The following is a 26,731-nucleotide window of genomic DNA, read 5'->3' on the forward strand; positions in this document are numbered from 1 at the left end:
GAGTTTCCATAGCCATTGCCGTCACAACTCCCGTTCTACACTGCGGACCCAATGCATCTCATTTCGGACACGCCGCCCGGCCGCCCGCGCGGCCGCCCAGCCCCGCAGGGGTCGGGATGTCGCGCCTTATCGCCCCACATGCCGCGATTGAGGCCGGTACAGCTTACGTTGTACAACGCCCGCCCTCGCGTCGGGGTGTTCTGCACATCACAACAACACGACGATTGACGCCAAGATTCCTTCAGGGCAAGGAAGTTGACCCGCCCTTGACCGCGATCGCCAATTACTTGGTACCTACAGGCATATCAGAGGCCCCACCGGACGGAAGCCGGTAGGGCCTCATATGACGTGGTCCAGAGGCGGGCGGTTACTTGCCCGTGAACTTCTCGTACTCCTTGAGTACCTCGGCCGTCGGACCGTCCATACGCAGTTCCCCGCGCTCGAGCCACAGGACGCGCTCGCAGGTGTCGCGGATGGACTTGTTGTTGTGACTCACCAGGAAGACCGTTCCGGCCTCCTTGCGCAGCTCGCGGATGCGGGCCTCGGAGCGCTTCTGGAACTTGCGGTCACCGGTGGCCAGCGCCTCGTCGATCATCAGCACGTCGTGGTCCTTGGCGGCCGCGATGGAGAAGCGCAGGCGCGCGGCCATGCCGGACGAGTACGTCCGCATCGGCAGCGTGATGAAGTCGCCCTTCTCGTTGATGCCGGAGAAGTCGACGATGTCCTGGTAGCGCGCCTTGATCTCCTCGCGGGACATGCCCATGGCGAGACCGCCGAGGATGACGTTGCGCTCGCCCGTGAGGTCGTTCATCAGGGCCGCGTTCACGCCGAGCAGCGAGGGCTGGCCGTTCGTGTAGACCTTGCCCTTCTCGGCGGGCAGCAGGCCCGCGATGGCGCGCAGCAGGGTCGACTTGCCGGAGCCGTTCGACCCGATGAGGCCGATGGCCTCGCCGCGGTAGGAGGTGAAGGAGACGCCCTTGACGGCGTGCACCTTGCGCACGCCGCGCTCGTCGCCGCGCTTGAGGATCCGGCTCAGCGCCGAGGTGGCGCTGCCCTTGCCGGTCTTCGCGCCGTTGACGCGGTACACGATGTGCAGCTCGTCGGCGATGACCGTCGGGATGCGCGCATCGGTGGGGTTGTCGAGATCAGCCACGGCCGTACCGCTCCTCTGCCTTCCAGAAGTACACGAAGCCGGCGGCGCCGATCAGCACGGCCCATCCGGCCGCGAAGGCCCACACGTGCGGCGGGAGGTACTCGGAGCCGTATCCGTGCCCGCCCATGAAGGCGTAACGGATCAGGTCCATGTAGATCGAGGCCGGGTTCCACTGCAGGACGTCCGTGAGCCAGCCGGGGGCGTTCTTGTCGGCGAGCATCGCGGGGATGCTGAACATGACGCCGGACGCGTACATCCACGTACGCATGACGAACGGCATCAGCTGCGCGAGGTCGGGGGTCTTGCTGCCCGCCCTGGCGAAGATCAGCGCGAGGCCCATGTTGAAGCCGAACTGGAGGACCAGCGCGGGGATCACCAGGAGCCAGGAGAAGGCCGGCAGGACGCCGAACCCGACCATCACGATGACCAGCACGATCATCGAGAACAGCAGCTGCTGGAGCTGCTGGAGCGCGAACGAGATCGGCAGCGAGGCCCGCGGGAAGTGCAGCGCCCTGACCAGGCCGAGGTTGCCGGAGATGGCCCGCACCCCCGCCATCACGGAGCTCTGCGTGAACGTGAAGACGAAGACACCCGTCACCAGGAACGGCACGTAGATGTCGTTCGGGATGCCCTTACGGGCGCCCAGCAGCAGGCCGAAGATGAAGAAGTAGACCGCCGCGTTCAGCAGCGGCGTCGCCACCTGCCACAGCTGGCCGAGCTTGGCCTGGCTGTACTGGGCGGTCAGCTTCGCCTGCGAGAAGGCAATGATGAAGTGCCGCCGGCCCCACAGCTGCCGTACGTACTCGAAAAGGCCGGGCCGGGCCCCGCTGACGGACAAGCCGTACTTCGCGGCGAGCTCCCGCCGGGAGAGCCCGTCGTCCGGCGACGGGGTCGCGCTCACCGCGACACCGGCGTCATGCGTTGTCTCACTCACAAGAGGAACTTTCGTCTTCAAATGCACGGCCTGCCGTCAGGCACGAGCTTGTCAGATGACAGGGGGGCGGCCCAGTCGGGTCAGCCGCCACACGGTACGCCACTTCATGGGACGCCTGGGCCCGCAGGGGGTCTTCCAGCCTTCCCTGAAGCCGCCCAGCCAGGCCTTCAGTGCCGGGCCCGAGGGCCGGCGGGCCAGGGTGAGCAGCAGCCAGACGCCGAGGTACACGGGCACCAGGAGCGCGGGCAGATTGCGGCGGGCCAGCCAGACCCGGTTGCGGGCCACCATCCGGTGGTAGACCGCGTGCCGGGACGGGGCCGTGGTGGGGTGGTGCAGCACCATGTCGGCGCGGTAGTCGATCATCCAGCCCGCGTCGAGGGCACGCCAGGCGAGGTCGGTCTCCTCGTGGGCGTAGAAGAACTCGGCGGGCAGCGGTCCCGCCTCGGCGATGACCCGCGTACGCACGGCGTTGGCGCCGCCGAGGAACGTGGTCACGCGCGAGGAGCGCATCGGGTCGGCGGCGCGCAGCCGCGGCACGTGCCGGCGCTGCGTCTCGCCGGTGTCCGGGTCCGCGATGCGGAAGCTGACGATGCCGAGCTTCGGGTCGCCGGTGAAGGCCTCGCGGCACTTCTCCGCCGTGTCCGTCAGCGGCAGCAGCCCGTCGTCGTCCAGGAACATCAGGATGTCGACGTCGGAGCCGGACGGGCCGAAGGCCTCGATGCCGACGTTGCGGCCGCCGGGGATGCCGAGGTTCTCGGGCAGCTCGATGGTCCGCACGCCCTCGGGGACGTCCGGGACCGGGGAGCCGTTGCCGACCACGACCACCTCGACCGGGTCGCCGTCCTGCTTGGCGACCGAGTCGAGGAGGGCGCGCAGTTCGGCCGGCCGGTTGCCCATGGTGATGACAACCGCGCCGACCTTCAACTGCTGTGTCCCGCCGCTCACTTGAGCCTGCTCGAAGCGAGGATGGACACGAGGTGAAGCAGGGTCTGGAGGAGCGCGATGCCCGCCAGGACGGCCACACCCAGGCGCGAGAAGAACAGGTCGCCCCTGATCTGGTCCACGACCGAGAGGACCAGGATGAGGAGCGTCGCCTCGATGCCCAGGATGAGCCGGTGGAACTTCAGCATGGCCGCGGCCCTGCGGGCCAGGGCCATGCCGGAGGAGCGCATCTCGGAGGCGGACTCCTTGACCTGCTCCTTGCCGGTCGCCGCGCGGGCGAGCCCGACCAGGTCCGTCTCGGCCTTGATCAGGATGGCGCCGAGCGCGGCGAGCGTGCCGAGGAAGGCCCACAGCCAGTCGATGCGGCCCGTGCCGAACAGGTCGGCGGCGCGCAGCCCGAAGCCGACGAGGACGGCGGCGTCGGTGAGGTACGCGCCGACCCGGTCCATCCACACGCCGGCCAGCGAGTACTGCTTGCGCCAGCGCGCGATCTCGCCGTCGACGCAGTCGAGCAGCAGGTACAGCTGCACCGCGACGACACCGAGGACCGCGCCCCAGATCCCCGGCACCAGGAGCGCCGGGGCCGCGAGGACACCGCAGACGGTCATCAGGTAGGTCAGCTGGTTGGGCGAGACCTTGGTGTTCACCAGGTGGCGGTCCACACGCAGCGAGACCTCGCGCATGTAGAGCCGGCCCATCCAGTGCTCACCGCTCCTGCGGTCCTTCACCCCGGCGGGGTGAACGACCGGGCGGAGTTCAGCTACCGATGGCTTTTGCATAGTCGGCGTAGGCGTCCCTGATCTGATCGGTGGAGAGGTCGAGGTGCTCGAGGATCGTGTAGCGGCCCGGACGGGTCTGCGGAGCGAACTCCACGACCTTCACGAACTCGTCCACGCTGAAGCCGATCTCCTCCGGCAGCACCGGCAGGCCGTGCCGGCGCAGCACCGAGACCATGTACTTGGACTGCTCGTGGGCACCGCGCAGGTGCATCGCGAACGCCGCGCCCAGGCCGCACTGCTCGCCGTGGCTCGCGGCGCGCTTGGGGTAGAGGAGGTCGAAGGCGTGGTTGATCTCGTGGCAGGCGCCGGAGGCGGGCCGCGAGTCACCGGAGACCGACATGGCGATACCGGTGAGGACCAGGCCCTCCGCGAGCACCTGCAGGAAGTCGTCGTCGCCGACGCCGCCGGGGTGCCGCAGGACCGCCTCGCCCGCCTGGCGGGCCATGGCGGCGGCCAGGCCGTCGATGTCCTCGCCGCGCTCACGGGCGCCCAGCTCCCAGTCCGCGACCGCGGAGATGTTGGAGAGGGCGTCACCGATGCCGGAGCGCACGAAGCGCACCGGGGCCTCGCGGATGATGTCGAGGTCGATGACGACGCCGATCGGGTTCGGCACACCGTACGAGCCGCGGCCCGCGTCGTTGTCGAGGGTCGCGACGGGCGAGCACAGGCCGTCGTGCGACAGGTTCGTCGCGACGGCGACCAGCGGCACGCCGACGCGCGCGGCCGCGAACTTGGCGCAGTCGATGATCTTGCCGCCGCCGAGGCCGACCAGGGCGTCGTAGCGCCCGGCCTTCTTGACGTCGTCGGCGAGCTTGATCGCGTCGTCGATGGTGCCGCCGCCGACCTCGAACCACTCGGCGCGGGGCAGCGAGGGCTCGAGGCGGGCCCGCAGGGCGGCGCCCGAACCACCGCTGATCGCGATGGCCAGGCGCCCCGTGGACGACGAGATCCTCCCGTCGGCGAGGACCTTGGCCAGGTCGTCGAGCGCCCCGGACCGAATGTCGACGACGACCGGCGAGGGGATGAGTCTCGTCAGTACTGGCACGCGATCTCCCGCCCCTTGGCCAGGTCGTCGTGGTTGTCGATCTCGACCCACGGGACGTCGCCGATGGGCGCGACGTCGACCTTGAAGCCGCGGTTCACGAGCTCCTGGTAGCCGTCCTCGTAGTACAGCTGCGGGTCGCGCTCGTACGTCGCCTTCAGGGCGTCGGCCAGCTCGTCGGCGGCCTCGCCCTCGATGAGGGTGACGCCGATGTACTCGCCGGTGGCCTCGGACGGGTCCATCAGCTTCGTGATCTTCTGGACGCCCTTGTCGGGGTCCACGACGACCTTCATCTCCTCTTCGCCCAGGTCCTTGACCGTGTCGAGCGCGAGGATGATCTTCTTGCCGTCGCCGCGGGCGGCGAGCAGCGTCTTCTCGACGGAGACCGGGTGCACGGTGTCGCCGTTGGCGAGGATCACCGTGTGCTTCATGGCGTCACGGCCGCACCACAGGGAGTAGGCGTTGTTCCACTTCTCGGCCACGTCGTTCTCGATCAGCGTGAGCTTCAGGCCGTACTTCGCCTCGAGCGCGGCCTTGCGCTCGTAGACGACCTCCTTGCGGTAGCCGACGATGATGCCGACCTCGGTGAGGCCGATCTCGGCGAAGTTCTTCAGCGTGAGGTCGAGTACGGAGAGCTCGTTCTCGGTCCCCTCGCCCACGACGGGCACGAGCGCCTTGGGAAGCGTCTCGGTGTAGGGACGGAGCCGGCTGCCGGCGCCGGCGGCCAGGACGAGGCCGATCATGCGGGTTCTCCTTCATCGTGTACGGCGGGCTCTCCGCGCTGAGCGGAGGCGACCCAGAAGCGGATGCTCTCTGCGAGCACCACGAGTGCCACGGCCACGGCGAGCACCGTGAGCGCGAGGGTGAAATCTGTGGGGGTGAGCAGCGCGGCGAGGACCGTGACGACCAGTGTCCGGCCTTCGTGCCCGCCGATCGCCCGCACCAGCCAGTGCGGGGGCGACCCGGCGTTGCCGCGAATGCGGTACACCGTGTCGTAGTGATGGTAGGCGACCGCCGCCACGAGGCCGAAAGCCGCGGGCAGGGCGCCCTGTACGTCCGCGCGGGCCGCGAGGACGAGGATCGTGAGGTACTCCCCGGCCCGGAACATCGGGGGCACGAGCCAGTCGAGGGCGCCCTTGAGGGGGCGGGAGACGGCGAGGCCCGACGTGACGCAGTACACGGCCGCGGCCACGATCGGCCAGACGCTGCCGAAGTCCGTGAGCGCGCTCACGGCGACGACCGCGGCGGCTCCGACGGCGGCGAGCACGGGGGCGGCCTTCGCCTTGAGGGCCTTCGCGACCACCTCGGCGATCGGGCCGGAGTCGGCGAGGTCGCCGAGCGCCGCGGCGGCCCGGTCCGTGCGGCGGGCCCTGCGGGTCAGCGAGCGCAGGACGCGGCCCGCGGTCGTGTAGCAGGCGGCGAGCGCACAGCCGATGAGCAGCATGTAGAAGGTGATGCGCGGCGTGGTCAGCGCGGTGAACAGCGCGATCAGCGCCCAGCGTTCACCGATCGGCAGCACTATCATCCGGCGGGCCCAGACGGTCCAGCCGACGGAGTCGAGCTTGCCGGAAAGGGACGCGGTGGGGCTGGCCCCCGCCAATTCACCCAGCGCCTCGGCGTCGTGGTTCGCCTCGTTGAACGAGAAGTCGATCACGTGCCGGCCGGTCTGGAGCACCATCGCGCCGAGCGCCAGCGCCCATACGTCGTCGCCGCTCGCGTTGGCGGCGCCGAGCGCGAGGCCCGCGTAGTAGGCGTACTCCTTGGCGCGGTCGAACGTCGCGTCCAGCCAGGCGCCCATCGTCGAGTACTGCAGCGAGTAGCGGGCGAGCTGCCCGTCGGTGCAGTCCAGGACGAAGGAGGCGAGCAGCAGCACGCCCGCCGCGACGAAACCGCCGCGCGTTCCGGTGGCCGCGCAGGCGGCCGCGATCACCGCGACGAGCAGCGACGCGGTGGTGACCTGGTTCGGGGTCAGGCCCCGGCGTGCGCACCAGCGCGCGATGTAGCGGGAGTACGGGCTGATGCAGTAGGTCGTGAAGAAGCCGTCGCGCGCCTTGACCGCCGTACGCAGCCGGATCGCCTCGTCGTCGACGGACGCCAGGGCCTGCCGCGCCTCGTTGCGGGCCTGCGGGTCGGCGGGCACCGCGGCGACGAGCTCGCCGAGCTCGGGGTGGTGCACGTCGGTGCCGTCCGCCTCCAGGCTCTTGGCCACGACGTCCGGGTCGACGCCGGTCCGCGCGACCGCGCGGGTCAGTGCCTGGCGGGCGGCGGGCTGCGCGGTGACCGCGCCGGGGATCGCCGACGCGGGAAAGCGCGGGTCGGTCAGGCCGAGGCGCAGGGCGTGGACATGGCCCACGAAGCCCGCGTCGACGACCGCGACCCGCTGCTCGCCGGGGACGGCCGCGAGCGCCGCTTCGGCGTCCGCGGGGTCCTGGGCGAGCCGCACGTCGAAGCCCAGCGCCCGCAGATCTCCCTCCAGGGACGATCCGGGGACCGGCGATCCGGTGACGATGGCGGTCGACAGACGAACTCACTCCTTGGGTGCCGACGCACACCTGTGCGCCGGGCTCATGCATGGTGGAGCACCCGGGGCGGATACGCGGCCGGGCGGCATGTCGGCAGAGGCTATCGGATGGCGCAACCGGGCGTTCGCTGCCCGTTTACCGACCGATTGGCCCCTGTCTCATGCGGTCCGCGCAGGGCCGACCGCGCGCTCATCATTGACGATCAAGCACTCGGGCCACAAACCAGGGGTGGCCCGGGTCCGTAACCGGGGGTAACCGCGCGCGACGGGCGGGGGTGGGCCGGTTCGGTCTTAGGGTGGTGCGCCATGACGTGGCTGATCACCGGCGGAGCCGGATACATCGGGGCCCATGTGGCGCGGACCATGACGGAAGCGGGCGAGCGGGTCGTCGTCCTCGACAACGTGACCTCGGGGGTGCCCTCCCGACTGCCCGAGTCGATCACGCTGGTGCGCGGCTCGGCGCTGGACACCGAGCTGGTGGCCCGGGTGTGCGCGCAGCACGAGGTGACCGGCGTCGTCCACCTCGCCGCGCACAAGCAGGTCGGCGAGTCGGTGGAGAAGCCGGAGCTGTACTACCGGGACAACGTGGGCGGGCTCGCCGCGCTCCTGGAGACGGTCGCGGCGGCCGGGGTGCGCCGCTTCGTGTTCTCCTCGTCCGCGGCCGTCTACGGCAACCCGGATGTGGGCCTCATCACCGAGTCCACGGCCACCGCGCCCGTGAACCCGTACGGCGAGACGAAGCTCGCGGGCGAGTGGCTGGTGCGGGCGGCCGGGCACGCGCACGGCATGGCGACGGCCTGCCTGCGCTACTTCAACGTGGCGGGCGCCGCGGCGCCGGAGCTCGCGGACATCGGCGTCTACAACGTGATCCCGATGGTCTTCGACCGCCTGACGCGCGGCGAGGCCCCGCGGATCTTCGGCGACGACTACCCGACCCCGGACGGCACCTGCATCCGTGACTACATTCACGTCGCCGACCTCGCCGAGGCGCACCTGGCGGCGGCCCGCCGACTGTCCGGGCCCGACGCGAGCGGCGATCTGACGCTCAACATCGGCACCGGGCAGGGCGCCTCCGTGCGCGAGCTGATCGACCTGATCGCGGACGTCTCCGGGAACCCCACCCCCGCGATCGTCGAGCCGCGCCGTCCCGGCGACGCCCCGCGCGCCGTCGGTTCCTCGGCGCTCGCCGAGCAGGAGCTCGGCTGGAAGGCGCAGCGCGGGGTGCGCGAGATGGTCGAGTCGGCCTGGGCCGGCTGGTGCCTGCGGCACCCGGAGGCGACCGGCAAGTGATCACGTCGGCGCCCTGACCTGCGTACACGCGACGTATCGTTTGCGCAGGTCAGGGCACATGACAACGGTGTTCACCGCCATGTTTGCGGATACCCCCTACCCGTAGTTCACTGTGATCGTCGCCCCCGACCAGGGCAACACGCCGGATCGATACGTAGGGGGTTTTCGATGGGCCTCGGGCACGATCACGACCACGGGCACAGCCACGGGCCGACGACCGGGACGGCCGCCGCGGCGCACCGCGGACGGCTGCGCGTCGCCCTGTCGATCACGCTGGCCGTGATGGTGGTGGAGATCATCGGCGGCATCGTCGCCGACTCGCTCGCCCTGATCGCCGACGCCGCCCACATGGCGACGGACGCGCTCGGCCTCGCGATGGCCCTGATCGCGATCCACTTCGCCAACCGCCCCGCGAGCGACCAGCGCACCTTCGGCTACGCCCGCGCCGAGATCCTCGCCGCGCTCGCCAACTGCCTGCTGCTGCTCGGCGTCGGCGGCTACGTCCTGTACGAGGCGATCCAGCGGTTCATCGAGCCGGCCGAGACCGCGGGCGGGCAGACGATCGTCTTCGGCCTGATCGGCCTGGTCGCGAACATGATCTCGCTGTCCCTCCTGGTGAAGGGCCAGCAGGAGAGCCTGAACGTGCGCGGCGCCTTCCTGGAGGTGGCCGCCGACGCGCTCGGTTCCCTCGCGGTGCTGATCTCCGCCGCGATCATCCTGACCACGGGCTGGCAGGCCGCCGACCCGATCGCCTCGCTCGTCATCGGCCTCATGATCGTCCCGCGTACGGTGAAGCTGCTGCGCGAGACGCTGAACGTGCTGCTCGAATCGGCCCCCAAGGGCGTCGACATGGCCGAGGTCAGGGCCCACATACTGGCGCTGCCCGGCGTCGAGGACGTGCACGACCTGCACGCCTGGACGATCACCTCGGGGATGCCGGTGCTCTCGGCGCACGTCGTCGTCAGCACGGAGATGCTCGGCTCGATCGGCCACGAGAAGATGCTCCACGAACTGCAGGGCTGCCTCGGCGACCACTTCGACGTGGAGCACTGCACGTTCCAGCTGGAGCCCACCGGGCACGCCGAGCACGAGGCGCGGCTGTGCCACTGAGCATCGCCGGTTCTGAGCGACGTCCCTTCACTCAAAGGTTCACAGGTTGACCGACAACACGACCCACGCGTGGCGTCCGCGCCCCGAGACCGGGGCCGACCGGGCGGCCGTGCACGCCGTCAACGCCGCCGCCTTCCCCACCGAGGCCGAGGCCGACCTCGTCGACGCCCTGCGCGCCGACAAGGGCGCGTGGCTGGAGGGGCTGTCGTACGTGGCCGAGGCCCCGGACGGCGCGATCGCCGCGTACGCGCTGATCACCCGCTGCACCGTGGACGGCGCGCCCGCCGCGGCGCTCGCGCCCTGTGCGGTGCTTCCCGAGTACCAGCGCACGGGGGCCGGTTCGGCCGTCGTACGTGCGGTGCTGGAGGCGGCACGCGCGCGTGGCGAGCGACTTGTGCTGGTCCTCGGGCACCCGGAGTACTACCCGAGGTTCGGCTTCACGCCCGCCTCCGGGTACGGCATCCGGCCCGGTTTCGACGTGCCGGACGAGGCGATGATGGCCCTCGTTCTGGATGAACGGGACGATTCCGGGCAGCTCCCGCGGGGCACGATCACCTACCCGGCCGCATTCGGCGTCTGACCGGCGCCTACGGTGGTCCCGCCCGGCCTCGCGGCCGGACGGGACTTGCGGGACGCCGGCAGCGCGGGGGCTGTCCGTCCCGTACGGCAGACTTGGTTCGAGGAACGAAACGAAGGATAGGTATGCCGATCACACCTGCCCCCACGACGAACAGCTCGTCGAACGGCACCGCGGAAGCGATCTTGCTGGAACTCGTCGACGAGGACGGCAGGACGATCGGCACGGCGGAGAAGCTCGCGGCGCACCAGCCGCCCGGGCAGCTGCACAGAGCGTTCTCCGTGTTCCTCTTCGACGAGCAGGGCCGGCTGCTGCTCCAGCAGCGGGCGCTCGGCAAGTACCACTCCCCCGGCGTCTGGTCGAACACCTGCTGCGGCCACCCCTACCCCGGCGAGGCCCCGTTCGCGGCGGCCGCGCGGCGCACCTTCGAGGAGCTCGGCGTCTCGCCGTCCCTGATGGCCGAGGCCGGCACGGTGCGCTACAACCACCCGGACCCGGAATCGGGCCTGGTGGAGCAGGAGTTCAACCACCTCTTCGTGGGCCTCGTGCAGGCAACGCTGAACCCCGACCCGGAAGAGGTCGGGGCGACGGCTTTCGTGACGGCGGACGAGCTGGCCGAGCGGCACGCCAAGGACCCGTTCTCCGCGTGGTTCATGACGGTCCTCGACGCGGCGCGGCCCGCGGTCAGGGAGCTGACAGGCCCCTCGGCGGGCTGGTAGCCGTCTCGGGCTTGAGGGGCAGGGCGGCCCAGATCACCTTGCCCCCGCTCGCCGTGCCGGCGACGTCGCAGACGCCGCCCGCCTCCGCGGTGATCTCGCGGACGAGCAGCAGGCCGCGGCCGCCGGTCTGACCGCTGGTGGCCTCGAGTGCCGTGGGCTTGTAGGGGTGTTCGTCCTCCACGGACACCCGCACCCACTCGGGGCCCACGGCGACCTCGACGGCGAGCATCGGCGAGACCACGGCGGCGTGCTTCACCGCGTTCGTGACCAGTTCGGAGACGATCACGAGCAGCCCGTGCACCAGGTCGTCAGGCGCGGGCACACCCTGCCGGGTGAGCAACTCCCGTACCGCGCGCCGGGCCTGCGGCACGGAGGCGTCGACCGCCTGCGTCGTGAACCGCCACACTCCCTCGTACGGGAGCGGCCCGTCCGCAGGACGGTCGGGGGGTGCTCCCCCGCTGTCCTGAGGACTTGGGCGGGACCCCCACCCGTGGTCGCTCATTGTCAGGTCGCCGCCCTTGCGCTCGATTGTCACCACCCTTCGAGTGTTGAGAATCACCTGCTTCGTACCGCGGGACTGACCAGAAGTCAGCGTGTATCGACGGCATTTGATCGTTACTGGTAGACCGAGCCAGAAAGTCGACCGGTCCCGCCCTCATTACGCCCGACTTGCACCTTCTTACGCTTGTTCTACGAGCTGCCCGACACGCCGACCCGGCCGGGTACCCGGCTAGCATCCGGCCATGCCTTCCGTGTCCCCACCGCAGCTCACGCACAGCGTCGCCGAGGGTGTCGCCACCGTCGTGATCGACCACCCGGCCAAGCGCAACGCCATGACCGACGCCATGTGGGCGTCCCTGCCGCCGCTCCTCGAACGGCTCGCGGCCGATGCGGAGGTACGGGTTCTCGTGCTCACCGGGGCCGGCGACACGTTCTGCGCCGGGGCCGACATATCGACTCTCGGCCAGGGGGCGGCGCAGGGGCTCGCGGTCGCGGCGGAGGACGCGCTCGCCGCGTTCCCGAAGCCGACGCTCGCCGTGGTGCGCGGGTACTGCGTGGGCGGCGGCAGCCAGTTGGCGGCCGCCTGCGATCTGCGCTTCGCCGCCGACGGCGCGCGGTTCGGGGTGACCCCCGCCAAGCTCGGCATCGTCTACCCGGCCTCCTCCACGCGCCGCCTCGCCGCGCTCGTGGGCCCGGCGACCGCCAAGTACCTTTTGTTCTCCGGTGAGTTGATCGAGACGGAGCGGGCGCTGCGCACCGGGCTCGTGGACGAGGTGCTGCCCGGGGACGCGCTGGACAAGCGGGTCGCCGAGTTCACCCGCACCCTCGCCGCCCGCTCGCAGCTGACACAGGCCGCGGCGAAGGAGTTCGTGACGGGCCGCACGGACCGGGACGCGCACTGGGCCGAGCAGGCGCGCGTCGGCGGCGAGAGCGCGGAGGGCGTCGCCGCGTTCCTGGAGCGGCGCGCTCCGCGGTTCGAATGGACCGTGGAGGCCTAGGTCCTATCTGCAAACTCCCGTCACTCAACCGGCCGGGCGGAACCTCGCCACGAGGTGCGCGGGGGCCTTGTCCGGGGAGCCGGCGTCGTAGGGCGGCTGCGGGTCGTACTCGGTCATCAGCTGGATGGCCTGGGCGGTCTCGTCGCCCGCGATCCGGCCCGCGAGGGCGAGGGTCCTTCTGACGGATCAGGCTGGATGCGGGCGGCCGTGCATGTCCGGTGCCGACAAGCGGGGTCTGGTGCGTGCAGCTGCAAGGCGGAGGAGGGCGACAACGCGGAGCGTTGGCAACCGACGACAACGCCGCAGATGTGCGTGCCAGGGCCCGCGACTCCAGCAAGATCCGTCAGAAGGGCCCTGGGCCCATGTCGATGCCGGACGAGACGCCGGCCGCGGTGACGTACTTGCCGTCGAAGACCACGCGCCGTCCGGTCGAGCGGGAGCCGAGCCGGTCCAGCTCCTCCAGGGCCAGCCAGTGCGAGGTCGCCTCGCGCCCCTTGAGCAGGCCCGCGGCGGCGAGCGCGAGGGAGCCCGTGCACACGGACGTCGTCCAGGTGCTGGTGGCGTCGACGGAGCGCAGCCACTCCAGGAGCGGCCCGTTCTCCGTCTGATCGCTCTGCTGGGGGCCGCCGGGCACGACGACCACGTCCGGGGAGCCCACTTCGTCGAAGGTCTTGTCGGCGACGAGCGCGAGCCGTCCCGAGTCGTCCCGCACGGGGCCGGTCCGCTCGGCCACGAAGACGACGTCGGCGTCCGGAATGCCGCCGAGGGTCTGGTACGGGCCGATGGCGTCGAGGGCGGTGAACCGCTCGTAGAGGGCGATGGCGATCTGCATGGCATGCCTTTCGGGTCGGGTGCCGTGCTGGGCTGGTCAGGGGCCCACCGGTGCGTGGAACCGGCGCCGGTACTCGGCGGGTGACGTGCCGAGGGTCTTGAGGAAGGCGCGGCGCATCGCCTCCGGGGTGCCGTAGCCGCTCGACCGGGAGATCTCCTCGACGCCACCCTTGGTGTCCTCCAGGAGGCGGCGGGCGTGCTCCACGCGGACGCGCTCGACGTACCGGCCGGGCGTCAGGCCGGTCTCCGTACGGAAGGCGCGGGCGAAGTGGCGCGGGGAGAGCCGGGCGCGGGCGGCGAGCGCCTCGACGCAGAGGTCGGCTCCGGGGTGCTCGGCGATCCATCGCTGCACCTCGCCGAGCGGTTCCCTGGTGGCCGTCTGGGCGGCGAGCTGCGTACTGAACTGGGCCTGGTTTCCCGGGCGTCGGAGGAACACGACCAGGGCGCGGGCGATCCGCAGCGCCACGTCCCTGCCGTGGTCCTCCTCGACCAGGGCGAGCGCGAGGTCGATGCCCGCGGTCACGCCCGCCGACGTCGATACGGGGCCGTCGCGTACGTAGACGGGGTCGGGGTCCATAGCCACCTCGGGGTACTGGCGGGCGAGGGTGTCGCAGAACGCCCAGTGCGTCGTGGCCCGGCGGCCGTCCAGGAGCCCCGCCCGGGCCAGCAGGAACGCGCCGGTGCACACCGAGACGGTGCGGCGGGTGTGCGGGGCGCGCTCGCGCAGCCAGTCGGTCAGGCGCGGGTCCGGGTCGCGCGTGCCGTCGCCTCCGGGGACCAGGAGGGTGTCCGCGGACGGCGCGTCGGCAAGGGCGTGGTCCGGCGTCAGGGTCAGTCCGCTCGACGTGCGGACCGGGGCGCCGTCGGCCGAGGCGGTGCGCACGCGATAGGCGTCGCCCGCGCCGGAGAAGACCTCCACGGGGCCCGTGACGTCGAGGCTCTGCACGCGGTCGAAGAGGAGGACCAGGACGGTACGCGGCGGCATGCGGCTCATTCTTCGGCGCCCGCCGCATGGCCGCAATGACGAATCCCCCACCTTTCCTGCCATGGCCCGGTGCCCGGTACTGCCACCCGTACCGACCGGTCGGTAACGTAGGCGCATGACTTCGGACCCCCGCCTGCGCGCCGCCCGCCACTGCCACAACGTGCTCAACCCGTTCCACTCGACGCACTACTTCTCGCCCGACCTCGGCAAGGAGCTGGCCGCCATCGGCGTCAGCGACTCCTCTGCGGCCTACTTCGCGGCGCGTTCCGCGCCCATGGGGGCCGTCGGCGCCGGGACCGTGACCGCCACGTTCTACAACTTCAAGCACGAACTGGTCGCCCGGCACGTTCCGGCCGTGTGGGAGACCGCATCCCCGGAGGCGGTGCTCGCCGCACGCGCGCGTGCCGTCGACTCGACGCTGCGCCGCCTGCTCGGTGCGGAGGCGCTCGCGTCCCGGGAGATGGCCGAGGCCGCCCAGCTCGCCCTCCACGCCGCTGAGGCCTGCACCCGGCACGCCCGCCCCCTGTACGCCGCCCACGCCGACCTGGACGTGCCGGAGGAGCCGCACATGGCGTACTGGCACGCCACGACGCTGCTGCGCGAGCACCGCGGCGACGGGCACATCGCGGCGCTGCTCGGCGCCGAACTCGACCCGGTGGAGGCCCTCGTGAGCCACGTCGCGACCGGCAAGGGCATGGCCCCGAAGTGGCTGCTCGCCACCCGCGGCTGGGACAGGGCCGAGTACGACGCGGCAGCCGAGCGACTTCGCGCGCGTGGACTGCTCACCGGCGACGAGGAGTTGACGCTCACCGAGCAGGGCGTGACGCTGCGCGCCGAGATCGAGCACCGCACCGACGCGCTCGACCGCGCCCCCTACGAGCACCTCGGCGAGACGGGCGTCGCCCGGCTGACCGAGCTGGCGACGGGCTTCATCGGCACGGCGCTCGGCAACGGCGCCTTCCCCGCGGACCTGATCGGCAAGGCGGCCTGAGGTCTTGATCGGCGCGGGGTCTTGGTTCCCTCTGACCCCGCAGGGCAACCGCGTTCACCTTCAAGCCACTTGCGCACAACCCTTCGTGCGCCTCACACGTCACACAGCCCGGAGAGCTTCCCCCTCATTCTCGATCTCCGGGAGAACCACCGTGCGTGTACGAACCCTGGGCGCTTCAGCGGCTGTCGCGGCCCTCACCGCCGCCGGGCTGACCCTGCCCCTCGCCGGAACCGCGGCCGCCGCGACCCCGGTTCACGCCGACTTCAACGGGGACGGTTTCACCGACCTCGCGGTCGGCGTGCCCTCGGCGACCGTGAACGGCGAGGCGAAGGCCGGTTACGTCAACGTGGTCTGGGGCGGCCCGAACGGGCTCGGCCCGAACAGCTCCACCGGTGTCATCAGCCAGTCCTACCGCGCCGTGCCCGGCACCCCGGAGGCCGGGGACCGCTTCGGGTCCGCGGTGGCCTCGGGCGACCTCGACGGCGACGGCATCACCGACCTCGTCATCGGCGCGAGCGGCGAGGCCCTCACCGACGCGGGCTACGGCCACGAAGGCAGCGTCACCGTGCTGTACGGCTCCCCGACGGGCTTCGGCAACCACGACAGCGTCGGCTTCACCGCTGCCAAGGGCGAGGGCGAGTTCACCGAGCTCGGCGGCCGCATCTCCGTGGGCGACTACGACCACGACGGCGACCAGGACCTGGCGCTCGGCGCGGCCGACGAGGAGAGCGGCTCGCTGCGGCTGCGGCGCGGCCCCCTCATCCCCGGCTCGCCCACCACGACCGAGGTCATCGAGCAGTACAGCATGGGCGGCCGCACCCGCGACCTCGCGACCGGCGACTTCGACGGGGACGGCCAGGACGACCTCGCGGTGACGTACAAGGAGCTGGAGGGAGCGGGCACCTTCATCCTGCGCTGGGACGCCGCGGGCCAGCCCGCCCGCTACTGGAACACCTGGGACTACGGCCAGTCGCTGGCCGCCGCGGACTTCGACCGGGACGGCAGGGACGACCTGGCCATCGGATACGACCAGCCCCACCCCGAGACCGAACAGGGACCGCTGTGCGCGGACGAGCGGGCCGGCGGCGCCGTCGCCGTCGTGTACGGCAAGGGCGCGTTCGGGTCCGCGCACGACTGCTTCACCCAGGACAGCCCCGACGTCGCCGGGGCCTCCGAGGCCGGCGACTGGTTCGGCTTCTCGGTCGCCGCGGGTGACGTGAACGACGACGACCTCCCGGAGCTCGTGGTCGGCGTGCCCGGTGAGGACGTCGGCACCGCCAAGGACGCGGGTGCGTACGTCGTCCTGCGCGGCACCGCCACCGGCCCGGCCGGCGGTGTCGCGCGCAACCAGAACACCCCCGACATGCCCGGCACCGCGGAGGCCGGCGACCAGTTCGGCGCGCAGGTGAGCACCGGGAGGTACAACCCCGACCAGCTGGACGACGTCGCCGCGAGCGCCCCCACGGAGAACGCGGGCGAGGCCCGCTCGGGCGGCGTCTGGTACGCCCAGACCACGGAGACCGCCTATCCCCTCGGGCGCTCACTGACCCCGTTCGGGCTCGCGCTGTCCACCGGCACGAAGTACGGCGAGGTCCTCGGCAAGTAGACGCTGCCGACCGGACGCACGCCCAGTGAAATGACCGTCCCCGCAGGGAACTTGGAGTGACTGTGCGCAGAAAGACTCTCTCGGTGGTGGCTGGGCGGGGTCCGTGGCGTTGACACCGGTGAAGCTGGGGCTGACGGGGGCGGTCGGGTACGGGCGGGTGCTCGGGCTCTGACCTCCCGTTGGGTACGTCGTGAGAAGCCGGACTGCCTGCTTGCCCGCCTTTCGGTGTGAGCATCCGTTGAGCGAGGTACTCGGGTGTTCCGGCCGTGGACGCGGCCGGGACACACGAGAGGAGAACCCGCATGTTCCGTGCCATCGCCGACGTTCTGCGCCAGATCGCGGGCGCCATCGCCACCGTCGTGACCTTGCCCTTCCGGGCGCTCGCGCGGTTGTTCGGCGGCGCCTCCCGGTCCGGCCGCGCACATCGCGTCTGACCTCCCTGATCCCCGAGTGTCGGTGCCACCTGCCACAATTGCGGCGCAACCTCAGTCGACATAGGCGGTACGGGATCGTGGCGACACCCACAGTTGGCACCACTGCTGGATCCGGGCTCGGATCCATCGAGAGCAGGATTGCCGAGGAACTAGGCGTACGGGAGCGGCAGGTGAAGGCCGCGGTCGAGCTGCTCGACGGCGGCTCGACCGTGCCCTTCATCGCCCGCTACCGCAAGGAGGCGACGGAGTCCCTCGACGATGCCCAGCTGCGCACCCTGGAAGAGCGGCTGCGGTATCTGCGCGAACTGGAGGAGCGGCGCACCGCCGTCCTCGACTCGGTGCGCGAGCAGGGCAAGCTGACCGGCGAGTTGGAGGCGCAGATCCGCGCCGCCGACACCAAGGCGCGCCTGGAGGACATCTACCTGCCCTTCAAGCCCAAGCGCCGCACCAAGGCGCAGATCGCGCGCGAGGCGGGGCTCGAGCCGCTGGCGGAGGGGCTGCTCGGCGACCCGTCGGTGGAGCCCCAGGCCGCCGCTGCCGCGTTCGTGGACGCCGAGAAGGGCGTCGCCGACGCGCAGGCCGCGCTCGACGGGGCCCGCGCGATCCTCACCGAGCGCTTCTCCGAGGACGCCGACCTGATCGGCGAGCTGCGCGAGCGCATGTGGGGGCGCGGCCGGCTCGCGGCAAAGGTGAAGTCCGGCAAGGAGGAGGCGGGCGCCAAGTTCGCCGACTACTTCGACTTCGCGGAGCCCTTCACCGAACTGCCCTCGCACCGTGTGCTGGCGATGCTGCGCGGCGAGAAGGAGGACGTGCTGGAGCTCGTCCTGGAGCCGGAGGAGCCGGCCGCGGAGGCCGAGGCCGGGGCTTCGACGTCCTCGACTGCGTCCCCGTCCTCGTACGAGCCGATCATCGCGGACCGGTTCGGGGTCAGGAACCAGGGCCGTCCGGGCGACAAGTGGCTTCAGGACACGGTCCGTTGGGCCTGGCGCACGCGCATCCTGGTGCACCTCGGCCTCGACCTGCGCACGCGGCTGCGCACGGCCGCGGAGGACGAGGCGGTCAAGGTGTTCGCGGCGAACCTGCGCGACCTGCTGCTCGCCGCCCCCGCGGGCACGCGCGCGACGCTGGGGCTCGACCCCGGTTTCCGTACGGGTGTGAAGGTCGCGGTCGTCGACGACACGGGCAAGGTCGTCGCCACCGACGTCATCCACCCGCACGTCCCGGCCAACCGCTGGGACGAGGCGATCGCCAAGCTGGCGAAGCTCTCCAAGGAGCACGCGGTCGACCTGATCGCGATCGGCAACGGCACGGCGTCCCGCGAGACCGACAAGCTCGCCGGTGAACTCATCACCAAGCACCCGGAGTTGAAGCTCACCAAGGTGATGGTGAGCGAGGCGGGCGCGTCCGTGTACTCGGCCTCCGCCTTCGCCTCGCAGGAGCTGCCCGACATGGACGTGTCGCTGCGCGGCGCCGTGTCGATCGCGCGTCGCCTCCAGGACCCGCTCGCCGAACTGGTCAAGATCGATCCGAAGTCGATCGGTGTCGGCCAGTACCAGCACGACCTGAGCGAAGTGAAGCTGTCCCGTTCGCTCGACGCGGTCGTCGAGGACTGTGTGAACGGGGTCGGGGTGGACGTGAACACCGCCTCCGCGCCGCTCCTCGCGCGCGTGTCCGGCATCGGCTCCGGCCTCGCCGAGAACATCGTGGCGCACCGCGACTCCAACGGCCCGTTCACCAACCGCAAGGGCCTCAAGGACGTCGCACGGCTCGGCCCGAAAGCGTACGAGCAGTGCGCGGGCTTCCTGCGGATCCGCGGCGGCGACGACCCGCTGGACGCGTCGTCCGTGCACCCGGAGGCGTACCCCGTGGTGCGCAGGATGGCGAAGTCGACGGGCGGCGAGGTCGCCTCCCTCGTCGGTGACGCGGGGGCGCTGCGCTCGCTCAAGCCGGCCGACTACGTGGACGACACGTTCGGTCTGCCGACCGTCACGGACATCCTGAAGGAGCTGGAGAAGCCGGGGCGCGACCCGCGGCCCGCCTTCAAGACGGCCACCTTCAAGGAGGGCGTCGAGAAGATCGGCGACCTGGAGTCGGGGATGGTGCTCGAGGGTGTCGTGACGAACGTCGCCGCCTTCGGGGCGTTCATCGACATCGGTGTGCACCAGGACGGGCTCGCGCACGTCTCGGCGTTGTCCCGTACGTTCGTCAAGGACCCGCGCGATGTGGTCAAGCCCGGCGACATCGTCAAGGTGAAGGTCCTCGATGTGGACGTACCGCGCAAGCGGATCTCGCTGACGCTGCGTCTGGACGACGAGAAGGCCTCCGGCGGGGGCGGGGGGCGTGGGGAGCGCGGCGAGCGTGATCGCGGTCCGCGGGGTGAGCGGGGTGGCGACCGGAAGCCGCCGCGGCAGGGGGGCCGTGGTGGGGCCGGTGGCTCCGGCGGGTCCGGTGGCTCCGGTGGTGGCAAGGGGGGCGGCAAGGGTCGTCCCGCGACGCCGCCGGCCAACTCGGCGATGGCGGACGCGTTGCGCAAGGCGGGGCTGGCGTAGGCACCCGGGGTTGACGTTTGCGGGAACTGTGCGCCCACGCGTGGCTGGGCGCGCAGTTCCCCGCGCCCCCAAACGGGTCGACCGCATCCGGGCGCGCCCACGCGGCGGAGCCGCACAATCAACACAGCCCCGCGCCCCCAAACAACACGGCCCCGCGCCCCTTAAAGCTCGGTCACCTTGCCTGACGTCACCTCCAGGCGGCGGGTCGTCTGGACTGCTTCCAGCATTCTGCGGTCGTGGGTGACCAGGAGGAGGGTGCCCTCGTAGGTGGAGAGGGCGGACTCCAGTTGCTCGATCGCCGGGAGGTCGAGGTGGTTCGTCGGCTCGTCCAGGACGAGGAGGTTGACGCCTCTGCCCTGGAGGAGCGCGAGGGCCGCGCGGGTGCGTTCGCCCGGGGAGAGGGTGGCCGCGGGGCGCAGCACGTGGTGCGCCTTCAGGCCGAACTTGGCGAGCAGCGTGCGGACTTCGGCCGGTTCCATGTCGGGGACGGCCGCGCCGAAGGCTTCGAGCAGCTTCTCGGGGCCGTGGAACAGGGCGCGGGCCTGGTCCACCTCACCGACGACCACGCCCGAACCCAGCGTCGCGTGGCCGGAGTCCAGGGGGACGCGGCCGAGGAGCGCGGCGAGCAGAGTGGACTTGCCGGAGCCGTTCGCGCCGGTGATCGCGACGCGGTCCGCCCAGTCGATCTGGAGCGTCACCGGGCCGAAGTCGAAGTCCCCGCGCCGTAGTTCGGCGTCCCGCAGCGATGCCACGACCGCGCCCGAGCGGGGCGCCGCCGCGATCTCCATGCGCAGCTCCCACTCCTTGCGGGGCTCGTCCACGACGTCGAGGCGCTCGATCATCTTCTGCGTCTGGCGGGCCTTCGCGGCCTGCTTCTCGCTCGCCTCGCTGCGGAACTTGCGGCCCAGTTTGTCGCTGTCGGTGGCCTTGCGCCGCGCGTTCTTGACGCCCTTGTCCATCCAGGTGCGCTGCATCTGGGCGCGGCCCTCCAGGGCCGACTTCTTGTCGGCGTACTCCTCGTACTCCTCGCGCGCGTGGCGGCGTGCGACCTCGCGCTCCTCCAAGTAGGCGGCGTAACCGCCTCCGTAGATGTTGATCTCCTGCTGGGCGAGGTCGAGTTCGAGGACCTTGGTGACGGTACGGGTGAGGAACTCGCGGTCGTGGCTGACGACGACGGTGCCGGCGCGCAGGCCGCGCACGAAGGTCTCCAGGCGGTCCAGGCCGTCCAGGTCGAGGTCGTTGGTCGGCTCGTCGAGGAGGAAGACGTCGTAGCGGGAGAGGAGGAGGGAGGCGAGTCCCGCGCGGGCCGCCTGGCCGCCGGACAAGGACGTCATCGCCTGGTCGAGGCCGACGTCCAGGCCGAGTTGTTCCGCGACCTCCTCGGCACGCTCGTCCAGGTCGGCGCCGCCCAGGTTCAGCCAGCGCTCCAGGCTCACGGCGTACGCGTCGTCGGCGCCGGGCGTGCCGTCGACGAGTCCCTGGGTGGCCTCGTCCATGGTGCGCTGCGCCTCGGTGACGCCGGTGCGGCGGGCCAGGAACTCGCGGATCGTCTCGCCGGGGCGGCGGTCCGGCTCCTGCGGGAGGTGGCCGACGGTGGCGGTCGGCGGGGAGAGCCGCGCGTCTCCCTCCTCGGGGGTGGCGAGGCCGGCGAGGAGGCGCAGGAGCGTGGACTTTCCGGCTCCGTTGGCGCCGACGAGTCCGATTACGTCGCCGGGGGCGACGACGAGGTCGAGACCGGAGAAGAGGGTCCGGTCCCCGTGCCCCGCGGCGAGATTCTTGGCTACGAGCGTTGCAGTCATCAGGGGGGTGATCCTAGTCGGGGGTGCGGGTGCGCGGCGGCGGGTGGTTTGGCGGGGGCGGGGTTGGCGTGTGTCGTCACGAGGGCGCTGGACCGGGGCGCTTGGCTGGGACGGGGTTGGGGCCCGTGGTCACGGATGCGCCGGACGGGGGCGCTGGCTGGGCCGGGGTTCCGCCCCGACGACATCGTTGCGCGGCACCGGGGTCATCGAGCTGTGCCGGGGGCGGCGTCGACCGTTTCCGTTGCGCCGCACCGGGGTGCCGCCTTGCCCACCCTGCCGCCCAAGGCGGCAGATTGCCCAAGGCAGCGGGCGTCGACCGCCATAGGCGGGAGCCGGGGTGGCGGCAGACCACCCGAGGCGGGGGGGGCGACCGCAACGGGTGGGGGATCGCGTTGACGGCAGCCTCCTAGAGGCGGGGCGGGTCGACCACGACGGGGCGAGAGCGGCGTCGGCGGCAGGCCCTCAAAGCGGGGCGGCGTCGACCGCAACGATTGGGGAACCGTGCTGGCGGCGGATTGCCCACGGCGTGGGCGGCACCCCGTCGGGCCTACGCCCCCGGAGGGGGCGGGAGGGCGGGAGAAGGGCGGAGGAACGCGGCCAAGCCACGTCGACCTCGCCACCTGGCGCCAGCCCGCGCCGACGGCAGGCACCGCAAGCCGCGGGCGACGTCGACCCCAACGGGTCGGGAGCCGCGGCGGCGGAGTCCCCAGCCCCGTGGGGGCGGCACCCCGTCAGGCCCACGCCCCCGGAGGGGGCGGGTGGGTGGGAGATAGGCGGGGAACGTGGCCAGGCCACGTCGACCTCACCACGCGGCGCCGACCCGCCACGGCTCACGCCCGCGCCGACCCGCCACACCCCGCACCGTTCAACTCCGCGGGGACCGCGCCCGCACCCCCTACCCCTCCATCCGCGCCACCAACACGCTCCCCGTCGTGCGGGCCACGAGGAAGGATTGGGGTTTGGTGGCCCGGGGGTCGAGGGAGATGCGGTGGCGGCCGGGGGGCAGGGTCGCGTCGAAGACGTCGTGGGCGTGGGTGCGGTAGAGGCGGTCGAGGCGGTACGCCGTGATGCGGACACGGCACGTGGAGGTGACCTCCACGCCCGCCTCGCCGTCGGCGGCGACCAGCCGCGTCAGTCGGCGCTGCGCGGGCGGGACGCGGTCCAGGGCGCTTTCGATCTGGGCGACGAGGAGCGGGATGATCGGCGCGTAGCCGTCGACGTAGGCGACGTCGGCTCCGGATCGTTCGAACTCCCTGCGTATTGCCGCCCGTTGGGGCTCCTCCACCGCGCGGCCGAAGGCCACCACCCCGTACGTACGCAGCTCCTCGGGCGGGACGCCGGACGCGTCCTGCGTGATGTCCGCGCCGACGCCGATGGTGCGCAGCGCCGCCGCGAGCCGGGCGAGGACGGCGACGCGGGCGCCGATCAGCAGCACCTTGCGGCGCGGTGGCACGAACAGGCCATCTCCGTGCAGCAGTTGGCCGAGCACAGTCCGGTACTCGGTGGCGCGGAAGCGGAACGGGCCGATGCCGTGGTAGCCGTTCCGCTCCAGGTCGACCCGCTCGTCCGTCTGCCAGGCGAAGTCCCGCCACACGTAATCCGAACCAACCGCCCCGTCCCGCTCGATCAGCGCCGTCACCGCCCCGCACTCGATCCCCTCGCACTCCGGGCACCCGTAGATCACGCAGCGTCCACCGGGCAGGGGCGCCTCCGCCTCGAGGAGCAGGCGCTTCACGTGGTGCGCGAAGATCGCGGGCGGGATGTCGGCGGCGAGCGGGGACACCGCGTCCAGGTCGGAGAGCTGGAAGAGCAGCGGGCGGCCGTCGACGATGAAGTCCACGAAGTCCCGGTGCACTTGGTAGTCCCCGTCCGCGAGGACTCCCCCGGCGCGCATCGCCGGCGCCAGGCCGAAGGTCGCGTAGTCATCGGCAGCAGCAGCCATGAGGTGAGTATTCCCGTCCGCGCCCGACGTGAGCGCGGCATGACGCATTCCGTCTGCTTCCGTCAGCGTGTAGGGCCCTCCTGACGGATCTTGCCGGAGTCGCGGGCCCTGCCACGCGCATCTGCTGCGTTGTCGTCGGTTGCCAACGCTCCGCGTTGACGCCCTCCTCCGCCTTGCAGCTGCACGCACCAGACCCCGCTCACCGGAACCGAACATGCACGGCCGCCCGCATCCAGCCTGATCCGTCAGGAAGGCCCTACCGTCCATGGATGATCAGTGACAGCAATGGCAGTGAAGTGATCGTGGTCGGCGGCGGGGTCATCGGCATGACCACCGCCCTGGAAATCGAGCGCCGCGGGCGCCCGGTGCGGGTGTGGTCGCGGGACGTCGCCGAGCGGACGACCTCGGCGGTCGCGGGCGGCCTGTGGTGGCCGTATCGGATCGACCCGATAGCGAAGGTGGGCGCGTGGTCGCTGCGCTCGCTCAGGCGGTACGAGGAGTGGGCGGCGCGCCCCGAGGAGACCGGCGTGCGCCTGGTCGACGGCGTGCACGGGGACTCCCGTCTGGACGGGCTCGGCGCGTGGGCCGCAGAAGTGGCGGGCCTGCACGACACCCCACAGGGGCTCGCGGCACGCCTCCCGCTGATCGACATGCCGGCCCATCTGGCGTGGCTGCGAGACCAGTTGGGCCGGGCCGGCATCACCGTAGAGGCGCGCGCCGTGGCCTCGCTCGACGAGGCTCTCGACGCCGCGCCGACCGTCGTGAACTGCACCGGGCTAGCGGCCCGCGAGCTGGTTCCCGACGACTCCGTGCGCCCGGTCCGCGGGCAGCTGGTGATCGTGGAGAATCCGGGCGTCGACACCTGGTTCACCACCGTCGACCCCGCCTCCGACGGGACGACGTACTTCCTGCCGCAGCCGGGGCGCCTGCTGCTGGGCGGCACCGCCGAGGACGACGCGTGGTCGCTCGATCCCGACCCGGCCACCGCCGAGGAGATCGTGAAGCGCTGCGCCGAGGTGCGCCCCGAGATCGCGGGCGCGCGGATCCTCGACCACCGCGTGGGCCTGCGCCCGGCACGGCCTGCGGTGCGCATCGAGCGTGAGGCCAGGGGCGCCGAGCGGGTGCTGGTGCACAACTACGGGCACGGCGGCGCCGGGGTGACCGTGGCGTGGGGCTGCGCCGAGGAGGCGGCCGAGCTGGTCGAGGCCGGATAGCCGAGGCCCGATGAACGGGCAAACGGGTGGGGGCGTGGCCCGTATCGGACCACGCCCCCACCCGTACCTACGTCCTCAGTCGTCGTGGTGTTTGCCGATCGGGTCGCCCTCGGTCTCCAGGCTGCTGCCGGGGCCGATGCGGATCTCGAACTCGCCGCCGTACTTCTCGTGTCCTGCGACGACCGCCTGCTCGACGACCTCGATGCCCATCTCGCCACGGACCATGAGCGGGTCCTGGCGCAGGTCCTTCAGGAGCGACCAGCACATGCCGATCATGACGAGGACGAACGGTGCCGCCACGAGGATCGTCAGGTTCTGCAGGCCGGTGAGCGCGTCCCCGGAGCCGTTGCCGATCATCAGCATGATCGCGCCGACCGCACCGGTCACGACGCCCCAGAAGACGACGACGAACTTTCCGGGTTCGAGCGCGCCCCTCTGCGAGAGGGTGCCCATGACGATCGACGCGGCGTCCGCGCCGGACACGAAGAAGATGCCGACGAGGATCATCACGAGCAGGCTCGTCACGGAGGCGATCGGGTACTCCTGAAGCACGCCGAAGAGCTGGGTCTCCGGGGTGTCGGCGCCCTTGAGGGCACCCTGCTCCTTGAGGTTGATCGCGGAACCGCCGAAGACCGCGAACCAGATCAGGCTGACGGTCGAGGGCACGAGGATGACGCCGCCGACGAACTGACGGATCGTCCGGCCCTTACTGATACGCGCGATGAACATGCCGACGAACGGCGACCAGGAGATCCACCAGGCCCAGTAGAAGACCGTCCAGCTGCTGAGCCAGTCGGCGACGCCCTTACCGCTGGACGCCTCGGTGCGCCCGATGAGCTGCGGGAAGTTGTCGAGGTACGCGCCCAGCGAGGTCGGCAGCAGGTCCAGGTTCATGATCGTCGGGCCTGCGATGAACACGAAGACCACCAGGAGCAGCGCGAGCACCATGTTGATGTTCGACAGCCACTGGACGCCCTTCTCCACACCGGAGATGGCGGAGAAGACGAACGCGACGGTCAGCACCGCGATGATCGAGACGAGCAGCCCGGTGCTGACGTCGTCCATCCAGTCGGCCGCCTCGAACCCGGCCCCGATCTGCAGGGCGCCGAGTCCGAGGGAGGCGGCCGAGCCGAACAGCGTCGCGAAGATCGCGAGGATGTCGATGACGCGGCCCCACGTGCCGTGCGCGTGCTTCTCGCCGATGAGGGGCACGAAGACGGACGAGATGGTCTGCCGCCTGCGTCGTCGGAACGTGCTGTAGGCGATGGCGAGTCCGACGACCGCGTAGATCGCCCACGGGTGCAGCGTCCAGTGGAACAGCGTGGTGGCCATGGCGGTCTCCATGGCCTCGGCGTCGTCGGCCGGGTCGGTGCCCGGCGGCGGCGTCGTGAAGTGCGCGAGCGGCTCGCTCACTCCGTAGAACATGAGCCCGATGCCCATGCCGGCGCTGAACATCATCGCGATCCAGGAGACCGTGCGGAACTCCGGCTCCTCGCCCTCCTTGCCGAGGGGGATCTTGCCGTAGCGGCTCATGGCGAGCCACAGGGCGAAGACCACGAAGCCGGTCGCGGCAAGGACGAACGCCCAGCCGCCGTTGTGCATCAGGCCCCCGAGCAGCGTGGTGGACACGCTCTCGAGGTTGTCCGTGGCCACGGCGCCCCAGACCACGAAGGCCAGAGTGAGCACGGCGGTGACGCCGAACACGATCCGGTCCGTGGCGGGGCTCTGCGCGGCGGTTGCTCCCTCCTCGGGGACGGGCGTATCGCTAGGGGGTTTCTGAGGGCTTGTCACCCACTACGACCTACCACACCTGG

At 71.4% G+C, this 26,731-nt stretch carries 22 protein-coding genes and 2 pseudogenes; 10 read left to right on the top strand and 14 right to left on the bottom strand.

Annotated elements, in window-relative coordinates; all coding sequences use genetic code 11:
• Positions 1-367: 367 nt before the first annotated feature.
• The 7 genes from ACYSUO_RS29295 to ACYSUO_RS29325 are packed head-to-tail and all read right to left on the bottom strand — an operon-like array spanning position 368 to position 7,371.
• The gene (locus tag ACYSUO_RS29295; RefSeq protein WP_461779249.1) at positions 368-1,153 is read right to left on the bottom strand and encodes an ABC transporter ATP-binding protein; all 786 of its coding nucleotides are present in this window, start codon (positions 1,151-1,153) and stop codon (positions 368-370) included.
• Complete coding sequence (locus ACYSUO_RS29300) at positions 1,146-2,087, bottom strand: ABC transporter permease (RefSeq protein ID WP_461779250.1); 942 nt, start codon at positions 2,085-2,087, stop codon at positions 1,146-1,148. The genes ACYSUO_RS29295 and ACYSUO_RS29300 overlap by 8 nt, the downstream gene beginning before the upstream one ends.
• 51 nt (positions 2,088-2,138) lie before the next feature.
• Entirely contained in the window at positions 2,139-3,011 is an 873-nt protein-coding gene (locus ACYSUO_RS29305) for a glycosyltransferase family 2 protein (protein WP_461779305.1), read from the bottom strand.
• Between the two features lie 17 nt (positions 3,012-3,028).
• Positions 3,029-3,808, bottom strand: coding sequence for a CDP-alcohol phosphatidyltransferase family protein (locus tag ACYSUO_RS29310; protein ID WP_426898700.1), 780 nt, complete (start codon positions 3,806-3,808; stop codon positions 3,029-3,031).
• Positions 3,786-4,853 (bottom strand): iron-containing alcohol dehydrogenase family protein, encoded by a 1,068-nt coding sequence (locus tag ACYSUO_RS29315; RefSeq protein ID WP_327660361.1) that lies wholly within the window; start codon positions 4,851-4,853, stop codon positions 3,786-3,788. Before ACYSUO_RS29315 ends, ACYSUO_RS29310 begins: the two co-directional genes overlap by 23 nt.
• A complete protein-coding gene (locus tag ACYSUO_RS29320; protein WP_327660362.1) occupies positions 4,841-5,593 on the bottom strand; it encodes a phosphocholine cytidylyltransferase family protein in 753 nt (250 codons plus the stop codon). The genes ACYSUO_RS29315 and ACYSUO_RS29320 overlap by 13 nt, the downstream gene beginning before the upstream one ends.
• Positions 5,590-7,371, bottom strand: a complete 1,782-nt coding sequence (locus ACYSUO_RS29325) for a DUF5941 domain-containing protein (RefSeq protein ID WP_461779306.1) — start codon at positions 7,369-7,371, stop codon at positions 5,590-5,592. Before ACYSUO_RS29325 ends, ACYSUO_RS29320 begins: the two co-directional genes overlap by 4 nt.
• A gap of 306 nt (positions 7,372-7,677) precedes the next feature.
• Between ACYSUO_RS29325 and galE the strand changes: the two genes are divergently transcribed.
• The 4 genes from galE to idi all read left to right on the top strand — a co-directional run bounded on the left by galE (position 7,678) and on the right by idi (position 11,067).
• On the top strand, positions 7,678-8,661 hold the full coding sequence (gene galE / locus ACYSUO_RS29330) for a UDP-glucose 4-epimerase GalE (protein ID WP_461779251.1): 984 nt from the start codon (positions 7,678-7,680) through the stop codon (positions 8,659-8,661).
• 168 nt (positions 8,662-8,829) lie between these two features.
• Complete coding sequence (locus ACYSUO_RS29335) at positions 8,830-9,771, top strand: cation diffusion facilitator family transporter (protein ID WP_461779252.1); 942 nt, start codon at positions 8,830-8,832, stop codon at positions 9,769-9,771.
• A 46-nt stretch (positions 9,772-9,817) separates the two neighbouring features.
• Positions 9,818-10,351, top strand: coding sequence for a GNAT family N-acetyltransferase (locus tag ACYSUO_RS29340; RefSeq protein ID WP_461779253.1), 534 nt, complete (start codon positions 9,818-9,820; stop codon positions 10,349-10,351).
• A gap of 122 nt (positions 10,352-10,473) precedes the next feature.
• On the top strand, positions 10,474-11,067 hold the full coding sequence (gene idi, locus ACYSUO_RS29345; RefSeq protein WP_461779254.1) for an isopentenyl-diphosphate Delta-isomerase: 594 nt from the start codon (positions 10,474-10,476) through the stop codon (positions 11,065-11,067).
• Here the strand turns inward: idi and ACYSUO_RS29350 are convergent.
• The gene (locus ACYSUO_RS29350; RefSeq protein WP_461779307.1) at positions 11,033-11,569 is read right to left on the bottom strand and encodes an ATP-binding protein; all 537 of its coding nucleotides are present in this window, start codon (positions 11,567-11,569) and stop codon (positions 11,033-11,035) included. The two genes, idi and ACYSUO_RS29350, sit on opposite strands and share 35 nt — an antisense overlap.
• Positions 11,570-11,810: 241 nt before the next feature.
• Here ACYSUO_RS29350 and ACYSUO_RS29355 point away from each other — a divergent pair, with 241 nt between their 5' ends.
• A complete protein-coding gene (locus ACYSUO_RS29355) occupies positions 11,811-12,566 on the top strand; it encodes an enoyl-CoA hydratase/isomerase family protein (RefSeq protein WP_461779255.1) in 756 nt (251 codons plus the stop codon).
• Between the two features lie 24 nt (positions 12,567-12,590).
• Here the strand turns inward: ACYSUO_RS29355 and ACYSUO_RS29360 are convergent.
• The 3 genes and pseudogenes from ACYSUO_RS29360 to ACYSUO_RS29370 all read right to left on the bottom strand — a co-directional run.
• A pseudogene (locus tag ACYSUO_RS29360) lies at positions 12,591-12,737 on the bottom strand (DJ-1/PfpI family protein); the annotation flags it as partial.
• Between the two features lie 187 nt (positions 12,738-12,924).
• Positions 12,925-13,398 (bottom strand): annotated as a pseudogene (locus ACYSUO_RS29365) (DJ-1/PfpI family protein); the annotation flags it as partial.
• A gap of 36 nt (positions 13,399-13,434) precedes the next feature.
• Positions 13,435-14,382, bottom strand: a complete 948-nt coding sequence (locus tag ACYSUO_RS29370) for a GlxA family transcriptional regulator (RefSeq protein WP_461779256.1) — start codon at positions 14,380-14,382, stop codon at positions 13,435-13,437.
• 115 nt (positions 14,383-14,497) lie between these two features.
• On the opposite strand from ACYSUO_RS29370, the gene ACYSUO_RS29375 reads away from it, so the two are divergent.
• The 4 genes from ACYSUO_RS29375 (at position 14,498) to ACYSUO_RS29390 (ending at position 19,962) form a co-directional block, all read left to right on the top strand.
• The gene (locus ACYSUO_RS29375; protein ID WP_461779257.1) at positions 14,498-15,373 is read left to right on the top strand and encodes an SCO6745 family protein; all 876 of its coding nucleotides are present in this window, start codon (positions 14,498-14,500) and stop codon (positions 15,371-15,373) included.
• 151 nt (positions 15,374-15,524) lie between these two features.
• Positions 15,525-16,979, top strand: coding sequence for an FG-GAP-like repeat-containing protein (locus ACYSUO_RS29380; protein WP_461779258.1), 1,455 nt, complete (start codon positions 15,525-15,527; stop codon positions 16,977-16,979).
• A 302-nt stretch (positions 16,980-17,281) separates the two neighbouring features.
• Positions 17,282-17,413, top strand: coding sequence for an LPFR motif small protein (locus tag ACYSUO_RS29385; RefSeq protein ID WP_461779259.1), 132 nt, complete (start codon positions 17,282-17,284; stop codon positions 17,411-17,413).
• A 77-nt stretch (positions 17,414-17,490) separates the two neighbouring features.
• The gene (locus ACYSUO_RS29390) at positions 17,491-19,962 is read left to right on the top strand and encodes a Tex family protein (protein ID WP_461779260.1); all 2,472 of its coding nucleotides are present in this window, start codon (positions 17,491-17,493) and stop codon (positions 19,960-19,962) included.
• Positions 19,963-20,123: 161 nt separating this feature from the next.
• Here ACYSUO_RS29390 and ACYSUO_RS29395 read toward each other — a convergent pair whose 3' ends face one another.
• Positions 20,124-21,761, bottom strand: a complete 1,638-nt coding sequence (locus ACYSUO_RS29395; protein ID WP_461779261.1) for an ABC-F family ATP-binding cassette domain-containing protein — start codon at positions 21,759-21,761, stop codon at positions 20,124-20,126.
• A gap of 895 nt (positions 21,762-22,656) precedes the next feature.
• Positions 22,657-23,703, bottom strand: coding sequence for an oxidoreductase (locus tag ACYSUO_RS29400; RefSeq protein ID WP_461779262.1), 1,047 nt, complete (start codon positions 23,701-23,703; stop codon positions 22,657-22,659).
• Between the two features lie 269 nt (positions 23,704-23,972).
• Here ACYSUO_RS29400 and ACYSUO_RS29405 point away from each other — a divergent pair, with 269 nt between their 5' ends.
• Entirely contained in the window at positions 23,973-24,917 is a 945-nt protein-coding gene (locus ACYSUO_RS29405) for an NAD(P)/FAD-dependent oxidoreductase (RefSeq protein ID WP_461779263.1), read from the top strand.
• A 75-nt stretch (positions 24,918-24,992) separates the two neighbouring features.
• Here ACYSUO_RS29405 and ACYSUO_RS29410 read toward each other — a convergent pair whose 3' ends face one another.
• Entirely contained in the window at positions 24,993-26,621 is a 1,629-nt protein-coding gene (locus ACYSUO_RS29410; protein WP_461779308.1) for a BCCT family transporter, read from the bottom strand.
• Positions 26,622-26,731: the final 110 nt, after the last annotated feature.

Source organism: Streptomyces sp. UC4497 (assembly GCF_054871485.1).

Excerpts from the sequence above, each read along its gene's own strand:
- ACYSUO_RS29310 (WP_426898700.1), bottom strand. The coding sequence starts at position 3,808 with ATGCAAAAGCCATCGGTAGCTGAACTCCGCCCGGTCGTTCACCCCGCC.
- ACYSUO_RS29320 (WP_327660362.1), bottom strand. The coding sequence starts at position 5,593 with ATGATCGGCCTCGTCCTGGCCGCCGGCGCCGGCAGCCGGCTCCGTCCC.
- galE (WP_461779251.1), top strand. The coding sequence starts at position 7,678 with ATGACGTGGCTGATCACCGGCGGAGCCGGATACATCGGGGCCCATGTG.
- ACYSUO_RS29335 (WP_461779252.1), top strand. The coding sequence starts at position 8,830 with ATGGGCCTCGGGCACGATCACGACCACGGGCACAGCCACGGGCCGACG.
- idi (WP_461779254.1), top strand. The coding sequence starts at position 10,474 with ATGCCGATCACACCTGCCCCCACGACGAACAGCTCGTCGAACGGCACC.
- ACYSUO_RS29350 (WP_461779307.1), bottom strand. The coding sequence starts at position 11,569 with ATGAGCGACCACGGGTGGGGGTCCCGCCCAAGTCCTCAGGACAGCGGG.
- ACYSUO_RS29355 (WP_461779255.1), top strand. The coding sequence starts at position 11,811 with ATGCCTTCCGTGTCCCCACCGCAGCTCACGCACAGCGTCGCCGAGGGT.
- ACYSUO_RS29370 (WP_461779256.1), bottom strand. The coding sequence starts at position 14,382 with ATGCCGCCGCGTACCGTCCTGGTCCTCCTCTTCGACCGCGTGCAGAGC.
- ACYSUO_RS29375 (WP_461779257.1), top strand. The coding sequence starts at position 14,498 with ATGACTTCGGACCCCCGCCTGCGCGCCGCCCGCCACTGCCACAACGTG.
- ACYSUO_RS29385 (WP_461779259.1), top strand. The coding sequence starts at position 17,282 with ATGTTCCGTGCCATCGCCGACGTTCTGCGCCAGATCGCGGGCGCCATC.
- ACYSUO_RS29395 (WP_461779261.1), bottom strand. The coding sequence starts at position 21,761 with ATGACTGCAACGCTCGTAGCCAAGAATCTCGCCGCGGGGCACGGGGAC.
- ACYSUO_RS29400 (WP_461779262.1), bottom strand. The coding sequence starts at position 23,703 with ATGGCTGCTGCTGCCGATGACTACGCGACCTTCGGCCTGGCGCCGGCG.
- ACYSUO_RS29405 (WP_461779263.1), top strand. The coding sequence starts at position 23,973 with ATGATCAGTGACAGCAATGGCAGTGAAGTGATCGTGGTCGGCGGCGGG.